The sequence below is a fragment of the Pseudomonas putida genome, from assembly GCF_001941965.1.
In the GTDB taxonomy this organism is placed as follows: Bacteria; Pseudomonadota; Gammaproteobacteria; order Pseudomonadales; family Pseudomonadaceae; genus Aquipseudomonas; species Aquipseudomonas putida_L.
In genome coordinates this window covers 1-18,398 of the sequence record NZ_MKZO01000011.1, presented here as the reverse complement: position 1 = coordinate 18,398, position 18,398 = coordinate 1, and the positions used below count along the sequence as shown (strand labels likewise).

The following is an 18,398-nucleotide window of genomic DNA, read 5'->3' as shown; positions in this document are numbered from 1 at the left end:
CGCGCTGTTCGGCGGGCGCCAGGAGAACCTTCATGAGCCAAGGCCAGTTCGTACTCGGCGCCTTTATTCCCGGGACCCTCAGCGGCAGCGCCTGGCGCCTGCCGGAGGCACCGCTGGACACCTTCCGCAGCCTCGAGCACTACCAGTACATCGCCCGCAAGCTGGAGGCCGGGCGCTTCCACTCGCTGTTCTTCAACGACACCCTCGACGTCAAGCTCGACCTGGCCCTGCAACGCGGGCCCAACAGCGTGCGCTGGGACCCGCTGATCCTGGCCCCGGCGCTGGCCGCCAGCACCCGCCATATCGGCCTGATCGCCACCGCCAGCAGCACCTACAACGAGCCCTACAACGTGGCGCGCAAGTACGCGGCCCTGGACCACCTGAGCGGCGGCCGCGCCGGCTGGAACCTGGTCACCTCCCTCGGCGGCGGCGAGAACTTCAACCGCCAGGAGCATGTCGAGCATGACGACCGCTATGCCCGCGCCGAGGAGTTCTACGACGTGGTCAGCGGCCTGTGGGACAGCTGGGCCGACGACGCCTTCGTCCAGGACAAGGCCAGCGGCACCTGGCTGGATATCGACAAGCTGCATGTGCTGGATCACCAGGGCGAGCACTTCCAGGTGCGTGGCCCGCTCAACGTCTCGCGCTCGCCGCAGGGTCATCCGGTGGTGGCCCAGGCCGGTGCTTCGGTAGCCGGGAAACGTCTCGCGGCGCGGGTTGGCGAGCTGATCTTCACCGCCCAGCACACCATCGAGCAGGGCCGGGCGTTCTATGCGGAGACCAAGACGGCGGCGGCCGGCTTCGGGCGTGGCGCGAACGCGTTGAAAATACTGCCTGGCGTCTCTCCCGTAGTCGGCAAGACCCTCGCCGAAGCCCAGGCCAAGTACGACCGGCAGCAGGAATTGCTGGAGCCCAAGGCCTTCCTCAGTTCCATCTCGAAGTTCGTCAGCCTCGGCTACGACCTCTCCGAGCTGCCCTTCGACGAGGTGGTGCCGCTGCCACCCGAGACGTTCACCACCAACACCCACCAGAGCCGGCAGAAGCTGATCTTCGACCTGATCCGCCGCGAGCGCCCGACGGTGCGCCAGTTGTTCAACCAGCTCACCTCCGGTGGTCATCGCATCCTCATCGGCACCCCCGAAAGCATCGCCGACGACTTGCAGGCCTGGCATGAAGCCGGTGCCGCCGACGGTTTCAACATCATGTTCAGCGGCCTGCACTCGGCCATCGATGACTTCGTCGACGGCGTGGTCCCCGAGCTGCAACGCCGTGGCCTGTTCCAGCGCGAATACGCCGGCACCACGCTGCGGGAAAACCTCGGCCTGCCCTATCGCAAAAACCGGTTCTTCTAAGGAGCGTCCATGTTTCGACCCCTGGCAATCCTGGCCATCGCCGTGGCCCTGGCCGGCTGCGACGGCAAGCCCGAGCAGCAGGCCGCCACCGGCGCCCCGGCACAACCGCAGACGGGCGGCGTGTTGCGCGTAGCCTTCGACGGCGACCCCAACTGCATCGATCCGCAGCAGGCCGGCAACAACACCGCGCTCAACGTTGGCCGGCAACTGGTGGACTCGCTCACCGACCAGGACCCGCAAAGCGCCGAGATCCTGCCCTGGCTGGCCGAACGCTGGGAAGTCAGCGAGGATTCGCGGCAGTTCAGCTTCCATTTGCGCGAAGGCGTGACCTTCGCCGATGGCAGCCCGCTGGATGCGGCGGCGGTGAAGGCCAACTTCGAGGCGATCGTCGCCCTCGGGGCCCGGGCGCAACTGGCCGGGACCTATCTCGCCGGGCTGGAATCGGTGGAGGTCACCGGCCCCTTGAGCGTGCGCATCACCTTCAGGCAGGCCAACGCCCAGTTCCTCCAGGCCAGTTCCACCATGAGCCTCGGGCTGTTTTCCCTCGACACCCTCAAGCGCAGCGCCGAGGAGCGCTGCCAGGGCGCGCTGGTAGGCTCCGGGCCGTTTACCGTAAAACGCTTCGAGCACAACAAGCTGGTAAGGATCGAGGCCCGCCCGGACTACAACTGGCCTTCGTCCATCGCCGGGCACCAGGGTCGCGCCTGGCTCGATGCAATCGAATTCCACATCCTCCCCGAATCCGGCGTGCGCCTGGGCAGCCTGCTGTCCGGGCAGATCGACGTGAACACCAGCGTGCCGGTGCAGGACGAAGCCGTACTGGAAGCCCAGGGCGTGCCATCGATCAACCGGCCCAACCCGGGCATCGTCTTCAGCCTGACGCCGAATGTCTCGCGGGCGCCGCTGGATGAACTGGCCGTGCGCCAGGCGCTGAACAAGGCCATCGACCGCAGCCAGTTCCAGGGGGTGATTTCCCGTTACCAGAAGCCGGCCTCCTCGGTGCTGGCGACCAGCACGCCGTATTACCAGGACCTCAGCAGCCACCTCGCCTACGACCCGCAGGGCGCGGAAAAGCTGCTGGACGATGCCGGCTGGCACAAGGGCGCCGATGGCTGGCGCCAGCGCCACGGCAAGCGCCTGGGCTTCGCTCTTGACTACTGGCAGGCCACCACCCCGGTGCTGGAACTGGTGCAGCAGCAACTGCGCAAGGTCGGCGTCGAGCTGCGCCTGAACAAATCCACCATCGGCCAGGTCAGCCTGCAACAGACGTCCCTCGACTACAGCCTGTGGTTCTTCAACCTGACCCGCGCCGACCCGGATGTGCTGCGCACGGTGTTCCTGTCTTCCGGGCGCAACGTCAATGTCCGCGGGCCGCTGCCGCTGGACCGGTTACTGCTGGACTCCGCCGCCAGCCTCGATGCGCAGAAGCGTGGCACGCTGATCCAGCAAGCCAGCGCCGAGTTGCTGGACCAGGGCCATGTGATCCCGCTGGTGGAGGCGGCAACGGTGACCGCCTTCCGCGACGCAGTGCGCGGCCTGCATTACGAGGCCTCGACCCGCCTGCAGTTCTATGACACCTGGCTGGTGCAACCATGAACAGCTCTCCATTCTGGCGCCTGGGTCAGGCCCTGCTGGTGCTGTGGGCGGCCTTCAGCCTGTCGTTCGCCATTCTCTACGCGCTGCCGGGCGATCCGGTGGCGATCCTCCTGGCCCAGAGCGGCGAGCCGGGTGCGGTGGACCCGGCGCAGGTAGCCGAGCTACGCGCCCGCTATCACCTCGACGGCAGCCTCTGGCAGCAGTACGGCGGTGCGCTGTGGCGGTTGTTGCAGCTGGACCTCGGCGTATCGTTGCAGACCGGCAAGCCGGTCGCGGCGGCCCTGGCCGCGGCGCTCCCGGCGACCCTGGCCCTGGCCTTTTCCGCCCTGCTGATCGCTGTGCCGCTGGGGATCGGCGTGGCACTGGCGGCCCATCAAGTGCGTCGTCGCCCAGTACAGGCAGCGCTGCACAATGCCCCGGCGCTGGTGGTGTCGCTGCCGACCTTCTGGGTCGGCCTGCTGTTGCTGCAACTGTTCTCCTTCCACCTGCACTGGCTGCCGGCCATGGGCGAGCACGGTATCGCCAGCCTGGTGCTGCCGGCCGTCACCCTGGCCCTGCCCTGCGCGGCGATGATCGCCCAGGTGCTCGGGCGCTCGATTGCCAGCGTCAGCCAGCAGCCCTTCGTCCAGGCCTTGCGCAGCAAGGGCGTGGGCCGCTGGCAACTGTTGTGGCGGCATATTCTGCACAACGCTTCGATTCCCCTGCTGAGCCTGACCGGCACCCTGCTGGGCAACCTGCTGGCCGGGGCGGTGGTCACCGAGACGGTGTTCTCCCGCGATGGCGTGGGCCGCCTGGCCCAGGCGGCGGTGGCCAGCCAGGACATCGCCGTGGTCCAGGGCGTGGTGCTGCTGGCGGCGACCCTCTATGTGCTGACCAACCTGCTCACCGACCTGCTCTATCCGCTGCTCGACCCACGCATTCGCCAAGGGAGCCGACCATGATCCTGCAACCTGCCCTTTCGCCGTCGGTTTCACTGCGCTACTGGCCCGGCTTTCCAGTGGCGCTGAGCCTGCTGCTGTTCCTTGTCCTGCTGGGCTGGGCGTTCTTCCCGGCGCTGTTAAGCAGCGCCGACCCGCTGCTCGCCGACCCGACCCAGACCCTGCGCGCGCCCTCGGCACAGCACTGGTTCGGGACCGATCACCTGGGCCGCGACCTGTATGCGCGCTGCGTGCATGGGGCTGCGCTGTCGTTGCAGGCAACCGCCATCGCGGTGCTGATCGCCCTGGTGGCCGGCACCCTGCTCGGCGGTATCGCCGGCTGGTTTGGCGGTGTCGCTGATCGGGTCCTGGCGGTGCTGGTGGAAGTCTTGATGGCGATTCCGGCGCTGCTGTTGGCGATGGCGATCGTCACGGCCCTGGGTTTCGGCACGCTGGAGATTGCCATCGCCGTCGGCCTGTCCTCCGTCGCGGTGTTCGCCCGGCTGGCCCGCGGCGAAGTCCTGCGCTGGCGCAGCCGGGTGTTCGTCGAGGCGGCGCAGGTGGTGGGCGTCGGGCCCTGGACCAACCTCTGCCGGCATGTCCTGCCCCATGCGGTCGGCCCCCTGCTGGCGCTGGCGGCGCTGGAGTTCGCCAGTGCGGTTCTGGCGGTATCGGCCCTGAGCTTCCTCGGCTTCGGTGCACCGCCGCCGCAACCGGAATGGGGCCTGCTGATCGCCGAGGGGCGCAACTACATGGTCGCCGCCTGGTGGTACACCACCCTGCCGGGCCTGGTGGTGGCGGGCGTGGTGCTGGCGACCCAGCAGCTTGGCCGCGGTCTGCAACGTCTTCAGGGAGAACGCTCATGAGTGCGCCGCTGGTTCGTATCCGTCAGTTTGGCGTCGAGTATCCGGGGGCGACACAACCCGCTGTGGCAGAGCTGGACCTGGAGATCGCGGCGGGCGAGATCGTCTGCCTGGTCGGTGAGTCCGGTTCCGGCAAGTCGACCACGGCGGCGGCGCTGGCCGGGTTGCTGCCGGAGTCGGCACGTCAGCAAGGACAGCTGTGGTTGCAGGGCCAGGCCCTGGACAGCCTCGACGAACGCGCCTGGCGCCAGCGCCGGGGTCGGCTGGTGGGCTTCGTGCCGCAGGACCCGGGAACATCGCTGGACCCGGTGAAGACCATCGGCGCGCAAGTGGTCGAGGCCATGACCGTGCATGGTGTGCCCTTGGCCGAAGCCCGTCCGCGGGCGTTGAAACTGCTGCGGGAAGTCGGCCTGAAGGCAGCGCAAACCCTGCTCAGCCGCTACCCTCATCAACTGTCTGGCGGCATGTGCCAGCGGGTGTTGATCGCCATCGCCCTGGCCAACGACCCGCCGCTGCTGATCGCCGACGAACCGACCAGCGCGCTGGACGTCAGCGTGCAGCGGCAGATCCTCGATCGCTTGCAGCAACTGGTGCGCGAGCGTGGCAGCAGCCTGTTGCTGATCACCCATGATCTGGCGGTGGCGCTGGACCGTGCCGACCGGATCCTGGTGATGCGCCATGGTCGCCTACTGGAAAGCGGCACCGCGGCGCAGCTGTGGCATACGCCGGAGCATCCCTACACCCGCCAGTTGCTCCAGGCGTCGCCGCTGGCCCGTTTGCAGCAGCGTCGGGTGGCGCCAGCGGTGAGCCGGGAGCTGCCGCTGTTGCAGGTCACCAGCCTGCACCGGCGCTTCGACAGGCAAGGGCCGGCGGCGGTGGATGACGTCAGTTTCAGCCTGCAACGAGGCACGACCACCAGCCTAGTGGGTGAATCGGGCTCGGGTAAATCCACTACGGCGCGGATCATTCTCGCGCTGGAGCAGGCCAGTGCCGGCAGCGTGCGTTTCGACGGACTGGAGGTGCTGGGGGCCAGCCGGCGCGATCTGCGCGGCTATCGGCGGCGGGTGCAGCTGGTTTACCAGAATCCCTATGCGGCGCTGGATCCCCGGCTGGATCTGCTGGCGATCGTCAGCGAGCCGTTGCAAGCGTTCGGCATAGGTCAGCGGCAGGATGACCGGGCGCGGGTGCTGGCGTTGCTGGAGCGGGTCGGCTTGCCGGCGGAGTTGCTGCACCGGCGCCCTGCCCAGCTCTCTGGCGGGCAACGACAGCGGGTGGCAATCGCCCGGGCGCTGGCGGTGGAGCCGGAGTTGCTGGTGCTGGATGAACCGCTGTCGGCACTGGATGCGCCGGTGCAGGCCCAGGTGCTGGACTTGTTGCAGCGCTTGCAGCGGGAGCTGGGGCTGACCTACCTGTTCATCTCCCATGACCTGGCGACGGTGCGCGGGATCAGTGACCAGGTGCTGGTGATGAGCCAGGGTCGGCTGGTGGATCAGGGGGCCACCGAAGAGGTGTTCGGGCGGCCGGGGAGCGAGTATACGCGGCGGTTGCTGGAGGATATGCCGGGGCGGGCGGTGCCACTGGCTGAAGTGCAAACGAGGGCGGTCAGTCTATGAGCATCTGCGGCTTGCACAAACCCCTGTGGGAGCTGGCTTGCCAGCGATTTGGCCCTACCTGGCAACATCATTGCCCAAGCCGGCCTCATCGCTGGCAAGCCAGCTCCCACAGGGTCTGTGCAAGTCTGGATGCCCTCATTCGGTCTTCATCATCCCCACCAATACCCCATTCTCCACCGGCCGGCTCAGCAGATACCCCTGCACCTCATGACACTGGTCGGCACTCAGCAGATCCAGTTGCCGCTCGGTTTCCACCCCTTCCGCCGTGACCGTCATGCCCATGGCGTTGCCCAGGTTGATGATCGCCTGCACCACGCTGCGGTCGCTGTCGCTCTTGCCCAGGGCCTGGACGAAGCGCTTGTCGATCTTGATGCTGTCGAACGGGTAGGTGCGCAGATACCCCAGCGATGAATAACCCGTGCCGAAGTCATCCATGTTCAGGCGCACGCCCAGTTCCTTGAGCGCCGTCATCGTCGCCAGGGCATTCTCGATATCGTTGAGCATCACGTTCTCGGTGATCTCCAGCTCCAGCCGATGGGCCGGCAGGCCGCTGTCGAGCAAGGCCTCGCGCACATCGCGGACCACGTTGCTGCGGGTGAACTGGACCGGCGACATGTTCACCGAGACCATCACCGGCTGCGGCCAGCGCTTGGCCGTGCTGCAAGCCTCGCGCAGGACCCAGTTGCCCAGTTGCACGATCAGCCCCGACTCCTCCGCCAGCGGGATGAATTCGTCCGGCGCCAGCAGCCCACGCTGCGGATGCTGCCAGCGCACCAACGCTTCCACCGAGGCCACGGTGACCCCGTCGATCAGGAAGCGCGGCTGGAAATGCAGGACCAGTTGCCCCCGTTCGATACCCACGGCCAGCTCCCGCTCCAGGGTGCGCTTGCCCTGCAAGGCATCATTCATCTGCGCCGAGAAATACAGCCAGGTGCCCTTGCCGGCGGCCTTGGCGTTGTACAGGGCGATGTCGGCGTACTTGATCAGGTCCGTGGGCTGTCCGCCGTGCTCGCGGGACAGCACCACGCCCAGGCTGGCGTCGATATGCAGGTGCTGACCATCATGCTCGATGGGGCGGCGCAGGGCCTCGACGATCCGCTCGCACAGGGCATCCACCTCCTCCCGCGCGCCCGGCCGCGCGACCACCAGGACGAACTCGTCACCCCCGAGCCGGGCCACCAGGTCGCTGTCCCGGGTGATGCGCCCCAGGCGCCGGCCGACTTCGATCAGTACCGCGTCACCGGCCGGATGGCCAAGGTGGTCGTTGATCGGCTTGAAATTGTCGAGGTCGAGGAGCAGCACCGCCAGTTCCGTCGCACCGTCCAGCAATGTCTGTTCGAGAAAGGCGAACAGCTTGTTGCGGTTGGGCAGGCCGGTCAGGGCGTCGTGCTGGGACAGGTGCTGGATGCGCGCGTGGGCCGCGACCTCGTCGGTGATATCGAAACTGGTGCCGCGATAGCCCTGGAGCTGGTCGTGATGAAACACCGGCCGCGCGGAAAGCCGGCAGATGCGCTGCTGGCCGAGATGATCACGGTACTGGCAGCGCAGGCTACCGGTGCCGTTGGTGTTCGCCAGTTGCGCCAGCCAGTGCTCCAGATGCCCGGTGTCACAGCTCATCAGATGGGTGAAGGGCCGGCCCAGCCAGTCTTCCACCGGATAACCGGTCAACTCGGCAAAACGCCCGGACAGGTAGGTGAGCTTCAGCCGCGAATCGGTTTCCCAGATCCAGTCCGAGGCAGCTTCAGCCACGGCCTTGAAGCGCTCCTTGCTGATCTGCAGGGCTTCGCGGGACTCCACCAGCTCGTGGTAATTGCGGTCGTTGCGCGCGCTGACGTTGAGGGCCTGACGAGCGAAGGCGACCATGGCCAGGAGAATCAACAGGGTCGCCAGGGCCAGCGGGGGCATCACGGTCAGCGCCAGCTCGCTGCCGGGACGCTCCACCGGCCAGGCCAGCCAATAGCCGCTGTCGTCCATGCGCATGCGGCCTTGCCCGGGCAGGTCGTCACCCCGCGAAGTGACCGCGAACGAGGCCAGGCCGACGCTGGCGGCCATGGGTTCCAGCACTGCCGGCGTCAGCGGGCGGATGAACACCAGTACCCGCTGCGGGCCGGGCACGTGATGGGGCAACTGTGGGGGACGAATGACGGCGGCGCTGAACAACGCGGGGGCATCGCGAAAACGGATATAGCCTGAAGCGGCCTTATCATCGCGCAGCGCCTTGCGCGCTTCGCCGAGGATCCGTTGCCTGGCCGGGCTGAGGGCCTCCAGCGGCTGATCACTGAGCTGGCCGTCGAGCATGGCGTAGCTGGTGGTGTTCTCGTCGATGACGAAGACCCCGGCGAAGCCATCGTTGCTGTACAGCGTCGGGCCGACATTGTCCTCGGCGTAGGCCCACTGGTGGTTGTTGCCGACGCCCAGCTCGTCGTAGGCCGCCTGCCAGAAGGCGTTGGAGAGCAGGTAGCTGTTCTGCGATTTTTCCAGGCTCTGCTGGACCGAGCTGGCGAGAAAGGCACTGCGCAACGCCTCGCGCTCGTCGAGGGAGACCACGATGCGGTACAGAGACGCCAGGCCGACGGCGAGGATCAGCAGGATGGCTCCGGAAAAACCGAAGATCAGTTGCCGGGTCAAGCGGCTGCGGCTTGCGGGGGTGGATGTCTTCCCTGATTGCATGCGTGTCCTCGTTGGCCGGAGGTTGCGCGTTACTCCAAAGGTCTACCTGAACACTGATGAGCGAAAGGTCCCCGCTGTTCAATCCGGGCGACAGGCGGACACCCGAAGCGGTCATTAGCTTAGGCCCCGAAAGTCTTTCACAGCCGCATTCCAGAGCCCTATCGGTGTATGGGTATCTACACATCTTTTGATGCGAGAAGGCCCTTCAGTAGACTGCATCAGGGCTGACAGGTGCTTGTCATGACTTTTCCAGCGCCCTTGAGATCGAGCGCCGCCCGCGCGGCGCATCGCCGGCAACGCCGGCTCCCACATTTGTTGCAACGTACCTATGCCTGACAGGCCATAGTGATCGCCTTGTTTGTACGACGCGATACCGCGTCGTACCCAACAGCCTCCCCGCGATACATCGCCGAACATCCAAAGGCTGGCAAAGGAGATCTCACAGGCCATGGCGCGTTGCAACAAATGTGGGAGCCGGCGTTGCCGGCGATGCGCCGCGCGGGCGGCGCTCGATCTGGAGAACGCTGGAGATCTGTCGGCTTGCGCCTTGTGGCCATCATGCGGTCTCTCGACAAACGACCCGGGGTCAGCACTGATCGTCGGAAAAGATATGTAGATACCCATGCCAGTCGGTGACAAGCAATATCTGATCCCCAAAAAGCCCGAAGGCCGCATCAGCGGCCTTCGGTTGTCCCTCTACTCCTCCCCGTCCGGGTTGATATCCGGATCGGCATTGCCGCTCTTCTGCCCGAGCGGGTCGATGTTCTGCGGATTGCCCGGGTCCTGGCGCTGGTCGATACCCGGCGCCGGGGCCAGTTGCAGCACTTCGCTGGTATAGGCCCATTCCCGCTCCACCGCCGCCGGATCGTCGTTCAGGTGCGTGCCGTAGCTGGGAATGATCTGCTTGAGCTTTTCCTGCCAGGCCGACGACGCCAGCCGGTCCTTGAAGACCTTCTGCATCAGGTCGAGCATGATCGGCGGCGCGGTCGAGGCACCTGGCGAGGCGCCGAGCAGGCCAGCAATAGTGCCGTCCTTGGAAGTCACCACCTCGGTACCGAGCTTGAGGACGCCACCCAGTTGCTCATCCTTCTTGATGATCTGCACCCGCTGCCCGGCCTGCCACAGGCGCCAGTCTTCCTTCTTCGCATGAGGGAAGTAGGTCTGCAAGGCGGCGAAGCGGTCGTCGTCGCTCTGCATCAGCTGGCCGATCAGGTACTTGACCAGGTCGAACTCGCGCACCCCGACCCGCACCATCGGCCAGGTGTTATGCAGCGACATGCTGGCGAACAGGTCGAGCAGCGAGCCCTCCTTGAGGAACTTGGTAGAGAAGGTGGCGAACGGCCCGAACAGGATCACCCGCTTGCCATCCAGCACCCGGGTGTCCAGGTGCGGCACCGACATGGGCGGCGCACCGGTGGAGGCGATGCCGTAGGCCTTGGCCATGTGCTTGAGGGCGATGTCCTGGTTGTCGGTGACCAGGAACGAGCCGCCCACCGGGAAGCCGGCATAGTCCTTGGCCTCGGGAATGCCGGATTTCTGCAGCAGCGGCAAGGCCGCACCACCGGCGCCGATGAACAGGAACTTGGCGTCGGTGCTGGTCTTGCTGCCGTCCTTGAGGTTCTTGTACTCGACCCGCCAGGAGCCGTCGGCGTTGCGGGTGATGTCCTCGACCTCGCTGTTGAGCTTGAGGCTGAAGTTCTGCTGTTTCTGCAGGTAGCCCACGTATTGCCGGGTGATCTCGCCGAAGTTGACGTCGGTGCCGATCGGCGTCCAGGTCACCGCCAGCTTCTGCTGCGGATCGCGGCCTTCCATCATCAGCGGTACCCATTTGGCGATCTGCGCCGGGTCTTCCGAATACTGCATGGGGCGGAACAGCGGGCTCTTCTGCAGGGCTTCGTAGCGGCGCTTGAGGAAGCTGATGTTGTCATCGCCCCAGACGAAGCTCATGTGCGGCGTGGTGTTGATGAACGAGCGCGGGTTGTTGAGCACGCCGTTCTTCACCTGCCAGGCGAGGAACTGGCGGGTGATCTGGAACGACTCGTTGATCTCCACCGCCTTGGTGATGTCGATCTTGCCGTCCTTCTCCGGGGTGTAGTTCAGTTCGGCCAGGGCCGAGTGCCCGGTACCGGCGTTGTTCCAGCCGTTGGAGCTTTCCTCGGCGACCTTGTCCAGGCGCTCGACCATTTCCATCGACCAGCCCGGCTCCAGCTCGTTGAGCCAGATGGCCAGGGTCGAGCTCATGATCCCGCCGCCCACCAGCAATACATCGACTTTCTTTGGCTCGGCGGCCTGGACGCTGGTGAAGCTGCATGCCAGCGCGAAGCCGACCAGCGCACCTCGCCATTTGATCCCGTTATTCATCTCTTCTCCCACGAGGCGAGCCTCGGTGTGATTGGCTTGAGTTCCCTGCCCGTTGGACCGACTGCCCGCCCTTGTGCACGCAAGGCGCATGGCTCGACGGCGGGACGAAGGTTTCGAGGCCCGCCATCGACGAACAGTTCAAAGGTTAGCTGAGACTCCCGGTATTGCCGGGCTGCAGCGTCCCTCCCAGTAGCACGAACGACAGCCGCCAGCCTTTAGTCGTCATCTGCAGAACATCAAGAAACCTTGATGCTGGCCGCAGCAATCATGAATTTTTCCTGACCCAAGCCCGGCATACCCTGTGCCGGAACCTCGAGTGCCCCCAGAGGCACCGGATCTCGATAACAATTCCAATACCTGCCGAGGATCCCCCATGTCCGTTCCGTCCAATCCCGACGAGCACCTGCTCGCCAGCCATGGCTACCGCCAGGAGCTGGATCGCGGCCTGAGCCTGTGGTCGTCGTTTTCCGTGGGCTTCGCCACCATCTCCCCCGTTGTCGGCATCTATTCGGTGATGTCCCTCGGCGCCATCAGCGTCGGGCCGTCCTGGGTGTGGATCGTGCCGCTGTGCCTGCTGCTGCAACTGAGCGTGGCCCTGGTGTATGCCGAGCTGTCCTCGCAGTTTCCCCTGGCCGGCGGCTGCTACCAGTGGGTGCGCCGCCTGGTGGGTGACCGCCTGGCCTGGTTCACCGGTTTCCTCTACCTGGCAGCGGCGCTGGCCTCGCTGACCACCGTGGCCTACCTCGGCGGCTTCTGGCTCGGCCTGCTGCTGTTCGACGAACCGCCCTCGGCCAATGCCCAGGTGGCCTGCGGGGCGGCGTTGCTGGCGCTGGGCCTGGGGGTGAACCTGCTGGGCATCAACCCGCTGAAGTACTTCGTCAACGCCGGGATCTTCGCCGAGGCCATCGCCTCCATCGGCATCGGCGTGCTGTTGCTGCTGTTCTTCCGCAATCACTCGTTCGAGCTGCTGTTCACCAGCATGGGCGCGGAAAGTGCCTCCGGGGGCTCGTATTTCAGCGGGTTGCTGACCGCCATGGCCGTGTGCGGCTGGGCCTTCCTCGGCTTCGATGCCTGCTCGCAACTGTCCGAAGAAACCACCGATGCCCGGGTGTCCACACCACGGGCGATCCTGCGCTCGATGCTGGTGGTGGGCCTGACCGTGATGCTCACCGCGTTTGCCGTGACCCTGTCGTTCAAGGACCCGGCCGCCGTGGTCAGCGGGCAGATCATCGACCCGGTCACTCCGGCAGTGACCGATGCCTTCGGCGCCTGGGCCGAGCGGCCTTTCGTCGCCATCGTGCTGATCGCCTTCGTCGCCTGCGTGGTCTCGGTACAGACCTATATCGGCCGGGCGATCTTCGGCATGGCCCGGGACGGCATCCTGCCGGCGTCGGGGCTGCTGCGCCGGGTCGACAAGCGCAAGGTACCGATGGCCGCGATGATCGGCAGCACCCTGCTGGCCAGTCTCGGCCTGGCCCTTGGCCTGAACGCCACCGCAGTGGGCACCCTGATCGCCTTTGGCAGCGGCGGCTTCTTCTTCGTCTTCCTGATCGTTACCGTCAGCGCCCTGTATGCCCGTCTCAGCGGGCGCTGGGATCCGGCCAAGGGCGCCTTGCAGTTGGGGCGCAAGGGCCTGGCGATCAACTGTTTCGCTGTGGTCTGGCTGCTCTTCGAAGCGATCAACGTGGCCTGGCCGCGGGAATTGCTGGCGCCGCCCGGCGCGCCGTGGTTCCAGGTCTGGGCGGTGGTGCTGGTGTTCTCGGCGCTGGCCCTGTTCGGCCTGGGCTACCTGGCAATCGCCAAGCCTCATCGGCGGATCGCCACCAGCCTCAGCTTTGCCGGTCGCGCCGTCGACTGATCCCCTTCCCTTCCTTGTCCCGTCACCGGTGTGCTGGCCGGCGGGACGAGGCATGCCTGAAAACAGGAATTGAGCATGATTCACTACTGGAACTACCCCACCGAAATCTTCTGCGGCGTCGATGCGCTGAGCGTGCTGGCCGAGCGTTGCGCCCTGGCCGGGATGCGCCGGCCGTTGCTGGTGACCGATCCCGGCATGCTGGAGCTGCCACCGCTGCGGGCGGTGCGTGAGCATCTGCAGGCAGCGGGCGTCGATTACGCGCTGTTCCATGGGTTGTCGGGCAACCCGAGCCTGGAGCAAGTCCGCGCCGGGGCCGAGGTTTTCGCGGCGGGCAAGCATGACTCGCTGATTGCCCTGGGGGGCGGCAGCGCCCTCGACGCGGCCAAGGGTATCGACCTGCTCAGCCGCGATCCGCAGGGGCTCGAGCGTTTCGAATGGGCGCAGATGCTGGAGCATTATCCGACCCTGGCCGATTACCCGGCCCTGGACCTGCCGCCGCTGATCGCCATTCCCACCACTGCCGGTACCGGCTCGGAGCTGGGCCGCGAGGCGGTCCTGACCGATACCGCGCAAGGCGTGAAGAAGGTGATCGGGCACCGCGAATTGCTGGCCCGTAGCGTGATCCTCGACCCGCGCCTGACCGCTGGCCTGCCGGCGAAACTTACCGCGGCCACCGGCATGGACGCCCTCACCCACCACCTTGAAGCGCTGTTCTCGCCGCTGTGCCATCCGATGTCGGCGGGGATTGCGGTGGAAGGTGTGCGGCTGGTTCGCTTGCATCTGGAGAATGCCGTGCGTGATGGCAATGACCTGGTTGCCCGGGAAGGCATGCTAATTGCCTCGGCCAGTGCGGCCGTGGCTTTCCAGAAAGGCCTGGGAGGCGTGCATGCCCTCGCCCATCCGCTGGGGGCGCGGCATCACCTGCATCACGGGCTTCTGAATGCGGTGTTGCTCCCGTATGTGCTGGTGGCCAATCGCAGTGCCATCGAAGCGGATGCAGCGCGGCTGGCGCGGTATCTGGAGCTTGAGGACAGCAGCTTCGATGGATTGCTGGCCTGGGTGCTGGAGTTGCGGGCGCGGGTGGGGATTCCGGCGACTTTGGCCGAGCTGGGGTTGAGTGGCGAGGATGCAGCGTTGATAGGTGAGCTGGCGGTGGCGGATATCTCGTCGTCGGAGACCAATGCGCTGGCGCTGGGGGCTTCGGACTATGCGCGGATCTATCGGAATGCGGTGGGTGGGTTTCTAAAATAGATTTGCAGTGCTGCTACCGGCCTCATCGCTGGCAAGCCAGCTCCCACAGGTTCACCAGTGTTCTTGAGAGCACCGCTGTACCTGTGGGAGCTGGCTTGCCAGCGATGAGGCCCGGGAAAACGCTGAAGAACTTCCCTCCTTATCCTTCTACTCCATGCACCGCCAGCAGATCCTCGACAAACGCCCGCGCCGCCTCGCTCCTGGGCCGGCCGTTGTAGGTGATCATGCTGTGCACCACCTCATACTTCAGCCGCTGCGGCTGCAACGCGCGCATCCGCCCGCGTTCGATCCAGATCTGCGCATAGTGGGTCGGCAGATAGCCCAGGTGCGTCCCCGCCAGCACCGCATGGGCCACCGCCTCCATATGGAAGGCCGTGGCCCGGCTGCGTTCGGGGCGCAGCGGCAGTTCCTGGCTTTCCGGCAGGAAGCCGTGGCTGATCCAGTTGCACGCGGCGATCCGTTGCAGGTCCGGCTCGGCCTCGTTGAACAGTGGATGCCGGTCACCACAGAACACCCCGATCTCCTCGGTATACAGCGGCAGGTACTCCAGGCTCGGCCGCGAGCGACTGAAATAGGACACCGCCAGGTCCAGTTGCCCGTCGATCACCGCCAGCTCCAGCTCGGTCGGCGAGTTGACGTACAGGTTCAACTGCACGTCCTGCTCACGCCCGTGAAAGCGCGCCAATGCTTCGCCGAAGCGTGCCTCGGGCAAGGTCGCGACGTTGTCCGCCATGCCCACGTACAGATCCCCCACCAGGTTGCCCGACAGCCCCTGGGCCTCGTCGCGAAACAGCCCGATGGCCTCGAACATGGTCTGCGACGCCTCGAGGATGCGCTTGCCCTTGGCCGTCAGGCGAAAGCCGCCCTTGCCGCGTTCGCACAGGCGATAACCCAGGCGCTGCTCCAGGCTGCCGATCTGCATGCTGATATTCGACTGGCTCATGTTCAGCTCGGCCTGTGCTGCGGTGAAACCGCCGCAGCGCACCACGGTGGTGAAGATGCGCAGCAGGCGCAGATCAAGGTCGGTGACGGTACGGAGCATGGCGGGCAACAACCAGGAAAAAGGACCCTCAGTGTACCTGCCGCGTCGCCTGCCAGCACAGCAGCGAGCCGATCACCACCAGCACCGCGCCCTGCCAGAACTGCCCGCTCAGTTGCGCCCCCAGCCACACGGCGGCAAAAGCCGAGGACAGCACCGGGGAGAAGTACGACGCGGTGGCCAGCAAGGTCAGGTTGCCGCGCAGGATGCCCAGGTTCCACAACGCATAGCCACCGGCCATGGCCACGCCGGCAGCGAACAGCTCGACGCTGTTGCCGAGCGTGAACGCCGGCAGATGCTCGCTGCTGAAGGCGTACTTGATCCACAGCAGGCAGGCCGTCAGGAAGAAGAACAGCACCACCAGGTTCTGCCCGTTGGCATAGCGGCGGGTGATGTTGCAGTACAGGGCGAAGGTGATCGCGCAGCTCAGGGCCAGGCCATAACTCAACGGGTTGCTGCCGACATTGGCGAGGATTCGCGCCACGGAGAGACCATTGCCGCTGACCACCCAGACCACCCCGGTCAAGGCCAGCACGCTGCCCGGCACGATCAGCCAGCGTGCGCGCTGGCCGTTCATGAAGATCGCCAGAACAACGGTCAGGCAGGGCCACAGGTAGTTGAGCATGCCCACTTCAATGGCCTGGTTGGCGTCGCTGGCAAACCCCAGGGCCAGGGACAGGCAGATTTCGTAGGCGACGAACAGCGCAGTGCCGAGCCACAGGTACAGCCGCGGCACTGAACGCAGGCGCGGACGCCCCAGCAACAGGACCAGTAACACGGTGCCCAAGGAATAGATCAGGGCCGCGCCACCCAGCGGGCCGAACATCTGGCTGATGCTGCGGATCAGGCCGGAGGCGGTGCTCCACAGCAGGATGGCAAGCAGGCCACAGGCGGTGGCGGCCCGGGGGCCGATGACAGTCATGGAGGTTTCCTTGGCAAAAAGAGCGCGATTCTAGCGTAGAAGCCGCGAGACAGACCGGTTGGGACGGACCTGGGGATGGCTGGAAATGGCCATTGCGCACCTGTGCACAACAAGTCCGACACCAGCAAGCAACCAAAGCGCCATCGCCGCTGTCTGCATTCAAGAGCAGGCTTACACAAGGACCACCCCGTGCCCAACACCCCCACCCGCGTCGACGATTCCTCGACCGCAGACATCTCCGGCCATCCCAAGGACATCTTCTTCGCAGCGGTGGAAACCACGCGCATGCCGATGATCGTCACCGACCCCAATGCTCCGGACAATCCGATCATCTTCGCCAACCAGGCCTTCCTCGACATGACCGGCTATGTCTCGGCAGAGATCGTCGGGCGCAATTGCCGCTTTCTCCAGGGGCCGGACACCGATCCGGAAGTGGTCGATGCCATCCGCGACGCCGTCGAGGGACGCTACGATTTTTCCACCGAGATCCTCAATTACCGCAAGGACGGCAGCTCGTTCTGGAACGCGCTGTTCATCTCGCCGATCTTCAACGAGAAAGGCGAACTGATCTATTTCTTCGCCTCGCAACTGGATGTCAGCCGCCGCCGGGATGCCGAGGACGCGCTGCACCAGTCGCAGAAGATGGAAGCCCTGGGCCAGTTGACCGGCGGCATCGCCCATGATTTCAACAATCTGCTGCAGGTCATGGGCGGCTATATCGACCTGATCCGCACCGCCGCGGAAAAGCCCGCGCCGGACATGGAGCGCATCCGCCGCAGCACCTTCCACGCCCGCTCGGCAGTTGACAAGGCCAGCACCCTGACCAAGCAATTGCTGGCGTTCTCGCGCAAGCAGAAGCTGCAAGGCCGGGTGCTCAACCTCAACCAGCTGGTGGACACCGTGCGCCCGCTGGTCACCCGCACCTTCGGCGCTGGCGTGCAGGTGGAATACGACCTCGAACACAGCCTGAAGAACTGCCGCATCGACCCGACCCAGGCGGAAGTCGCCCTGCTGAACATCTTCATCAACTCGCGGGATGCCTTGATCGGCCGGGAAAAGCCGCGAATCTTCATCGAAACCCGCAACGTCACCGTGCGCGACCTCGCCACTACCTCCTACGACGGGCTGCTGCCGGGGCATTACGTCAGCCTGGCGATCACCGACAACGGTATCGGCATGCCGGCGAGCATCCGCGACCGGGTCATGGACCCCTTTTTCACCACCAAGGAAGAAGGCAAGGGGTCCGGGCTCGGGCTATCGATGGTCTATGGCTTTGCCAAGCAATCCGGGGGCACGGCGCGGATCTATACCGAGGAAGGTATCGGCACCACCCTGCGCCTGTACTTCCCGATGGACAGCGGCGCCGTGCTGCCGCTGGAGCGGCGCCAGACCGCCGAGGCGAAGAACGGGCACGAGCGCGTACTCATCGTCGAAGACCGCCCGGATGTCGCCGAACTGGCGAAGATGGTGCTGGAGGACTACGGCTACCAGGCCGACCTGGTACTCAACGCCCGCGAGGCGCTGAAGCGTTTCGAAGGTGGCGAGCGCTATGACCTGCTGTTCACCGACCTGATCATGCCCGGGGGCATGAACGGCGTGATGCTGGCCCGGGAGGTGCGGCGCAGTCACCCGGCGATCAAGGTGCTGCTGACCACCGGCTATGCCGAGAACTCCATCGAGCGCACGGATATCGGCGGGTCGGAATTCGAGGTGATTTCCAAGCCGTACCTGCCCCATGACCTGGCGCGCAAGATTCGCCAGGTGCTGGATTCGCCCGGCGGGATCTGAAAAGGTCCTGTCGACACGGTCCCTGGACTGCCCCCAAGAAATTGGAGACTAATCCAACCCTTGGGGGAGTTATGAAGTACACCGAACAGTTCAAGCTGGCAGCCATCACTGCCTATCTAGAGGGCAGTGATGGTTTTCGAAAGGTAGCCCAGCATTTCAACATCGATT

12 protein-coding genes are annotated in these 18,398 nt (G+C 65.5%); 8 read left to right on the top strand and 4 right to left on the bottom strand.

Annotated elements, in window-relative coordinates; translation table 11 throughout:
• Nucleotides 1-32 precede the first annotated feature (32 nt).
• From PSEMO_RS06440 to PSEMO_RS06420, 5 genes are read left to right on the top strand one after another with little or no spacing between them, the layout of a single operon-like run.
• Nucleotides 33-1,352, top strand: coding sequence for an LLM class flavin-dependent oxidoreductase (locus PSEMO_RS06440; RefSeq protein ID WP_075802313.1), 1,320 nt, complete (start codon nucleotides 33-35; stop codon nucleotides 1,350-1,352).
• A gap of 9 nt (nucleotides 1,353-1,361) precedes the next feature.
• Nucleotides 1,362-2,948 carry an ABC transporter substrate-binding protein gene (locus PSEMO_RS06435; RefSeq protein WP_075802312.1) on the top strand — a complete coding sequence of 529 codons (1,587 nt, stop codon included), beginning with the start codon at nucleotides 1,362-1,364 and terminating at the stop codon, nucleotides 2,946-2,948.
• Entirely contained in the window at nucleotides 2,945-3,889 is a 945-nt protein-coding gene (locus PSEMO_RS06430; RefSeq protein WP_075802311.1) for an ABC transporter permease, read from the top strand. The genes PSEMO_RS06435 and PSEMO_RS06430 overlap by 4 nt, the downstream gene beginning before the upstream one ends.
• Entirely contained in the window at nucleotides 3,886-4,731 is an 846-nt protein-coding gene (locus PSEMO_RS06425) for an ABC transporter permease (RefSeq protein ID WP_075802310.1), read from the top strand. The genes PSEMO_RS06430 and PSEMO_RS06425 overlap by 4 nt, the downstream gene beginning before the upstream one ends.
• Nucleotides 4,728-6,341, top strand: coding sequence for a dipeptide ABC transporter ATP-binding protein (locus PSEMO_RS06420; protein WP_075802309.1), 1,614 nt, complete (start codon nucleotides 4,728-4,730; stop codon nucleotides 6,339-6,341). The genes PSEMO_RS06425 and PSEMO_RS06420 overlap by 4 nt, the downstream gene beginning before the upstream one ends.
• Before the next feature lie 135 nt (nucleotides 6,342-6,476).
• Here the strand turns inward: PSEMO_RS06420 and PSEMO_RS06415 are convergent, their stop codons facing one another.
• On the bottom strand, nucleotides 6,477-9,011 hold the full coding sequence (locus PSEMO_RS06415) for a bifunctional diguanylate cyclase/phosphodiesterase (RefSeq protein ID WP_075802308.1): 2,535 nt from the start codon (nucleotides 9,009-9,011) through the stop codon (nucleotides 6,477-6,479).
• 696 nt (nucleotides 9,012-9,707) lie between these two features.
• A complete protein-coding gene (gene mqo / locus PSEMO_RS06410) occupies nucleotides 9,708-11,372 on the bottom strand; it encodes a malate dehydrogenase (quinone) (RefSeq protein ID WP_075802307.1) in 1,665 nt (554 codons plus the stop codon).
• A gap of 373 nt (nucleotides 11,373-11,745) precedes the next feature.
• Between mqo and PSEMO_RS06405 the strand changes: the two genes are divergently transcribed.
• Together PSEMO_RS06405 and PSEMO_RS06400 are read left to right on the top strand one after the other, a co-directional pair.
• Entirely contained in the window at nucleotides 11,746-13,230 is a 1,485-nt protein-coding gene (locus PSEMO_RS06405) for an APC family permease (protein ID WP_075802306.1), read from the top strand.
• A 69-nt stretch (nucleotides 13,231-13,299) separates the two neighbouring features.
• Nucleotides 13,300-14,481, top strand: a complete 1,182-nt coding sequence (locus PSEMO_RS06400; RefSeq protein ID WP_081430208.1) for an iron-containing alcohol dehydrogenase — start codon at nucleotides 13,300-13,302, stop codon at nucleotides 14,479-14,481.
• A gap of 139 nt (nucleotides 14,482-14,620) precedes the next feature.
• Here PSEMO_RS06400 and PSEMO_RS06395 read toward each other — a convergent pair whose 3' ends face one another.
• On the bottom strand, nucleotides 14,621-15,523 hold the full coding sequence (locus tag PSEMO_RS06395; RefSeq protein ID WP_075802304.1) for a LysR family transcriptional regulator: 903 nt from the start codon (nucleotides 15,521-15,523) through the stop codon (nucleotides 14,621-14,623).
• Between the two features lie 28 nt (nucleotides 15,524-15,551).
• Nucleotides 15,552-16,442, bottom strand: a complete 891-nt coding sequence (gene yddG / locus PSEMO_RS06390; RefSeq protein WP_075802303.1) for an aromatic amino acid DMT transporter YddG — start codon at nucleotides 16,440-16,442, stop codon at nucleotides 15,552-15,554.
• Between the two features lie 189 nt (nucleotides 16,443-16,631).
• On the opposite strand from yddG, the gene PSEMO_RS06385 reads away from it, so the two are divergent.
• Complete coding sequence (locus PSEMO_RS06385) at nucleotides 16,632-18,230, top strand: hybrid sensor histidine kinase/response regulator (protein ID WP_075802302.1); 1,599 nt, start codon at nucleotides 16,632-16,634, stop codon at nucleotides 18,228-18,230.
• Nucleotides 18,231-18,398 lie beyond the last annotated feature (168 nt).

What these genes read in the sequence shown, in the direction of transcription:
- PSEMO_RS06440 (WP_075802313.1), top strand. Translation starts at nt 33, where the DNA reads ATGAGCCAAGGCCAGTTCGTACTCGGCGCCTTTATTCCCGGGACCCTC.
- PSEMO_RS06435 (WP_075802312.1), top strand. Translation starts at nt 1,362, where the DNA reads ATGTTTCGACCCCTGGCAATCCTGGCCATCGCCGTGGCCCTGGCCGGC.
- PSEMO_RS06430 (WP_075802311.1), top strand. Translation starts at nt 2,945, where the DNA reads ATGAACAGCTCTCCATTCTGGCGCCTGGGTCAGGCCCTGCTGGTGCTG.
- PSEMO_RS06425 (WP_075802310.1), top strand. Translation starts at nt 3,886, where the DNA reads ATGATCCTGCAACCTGCCCTTTCGCCGTCGGTTTCACTGCGCTACTGG.
- PSEMO_RS06420 (WP_075802309.1), top strand. Translation starts at nt 4,728, where the DNA reads ATGAGTGCGCCGCTGGTTCGTATCCGTCAGTTTGGCGTCGAGTATCCG.
- PSEMO_RS06415 (WP_075802308.1), bottom strand. Translation starts at nt 9,011, where the DNA reads ATGCAATCAGGGAAGACATCCACCCCCGCAAGCCGCAGCCGCTTGACC.
- mqo (WP_075802307.1), bottom strand. Translation starts at nt 11,372, where the DNA reads ATGAATAACGGGATCAAATGGCGAGGTGCGCTGGTCGGCTTCGCGCTG.
- PSEMO_RS06405 (WP_075802306.1), top strand. Translation starts at nt 11,746, where the DNA reads ATGTCCGTTCCGTCCAATCCCGACGAGCACCTGCTCGCCAGCCATGGC.
- PSEMO_RS06395 (WP_075802304.1), bottom strand. Translation starts at nt 15,523, where the DNA reads ATGCTCCGTACCGTCACCGACCTTGATCTGCGCCTGCTGCGCATCTTC.
- yddG (WP_075802303.1), bottom strand. Translation starts at nt 16,442, where the DNA reads ATGACTGTCATCGGCCCCCGGGCCGCCACCGCCTGTGGCCTGCTTGCC.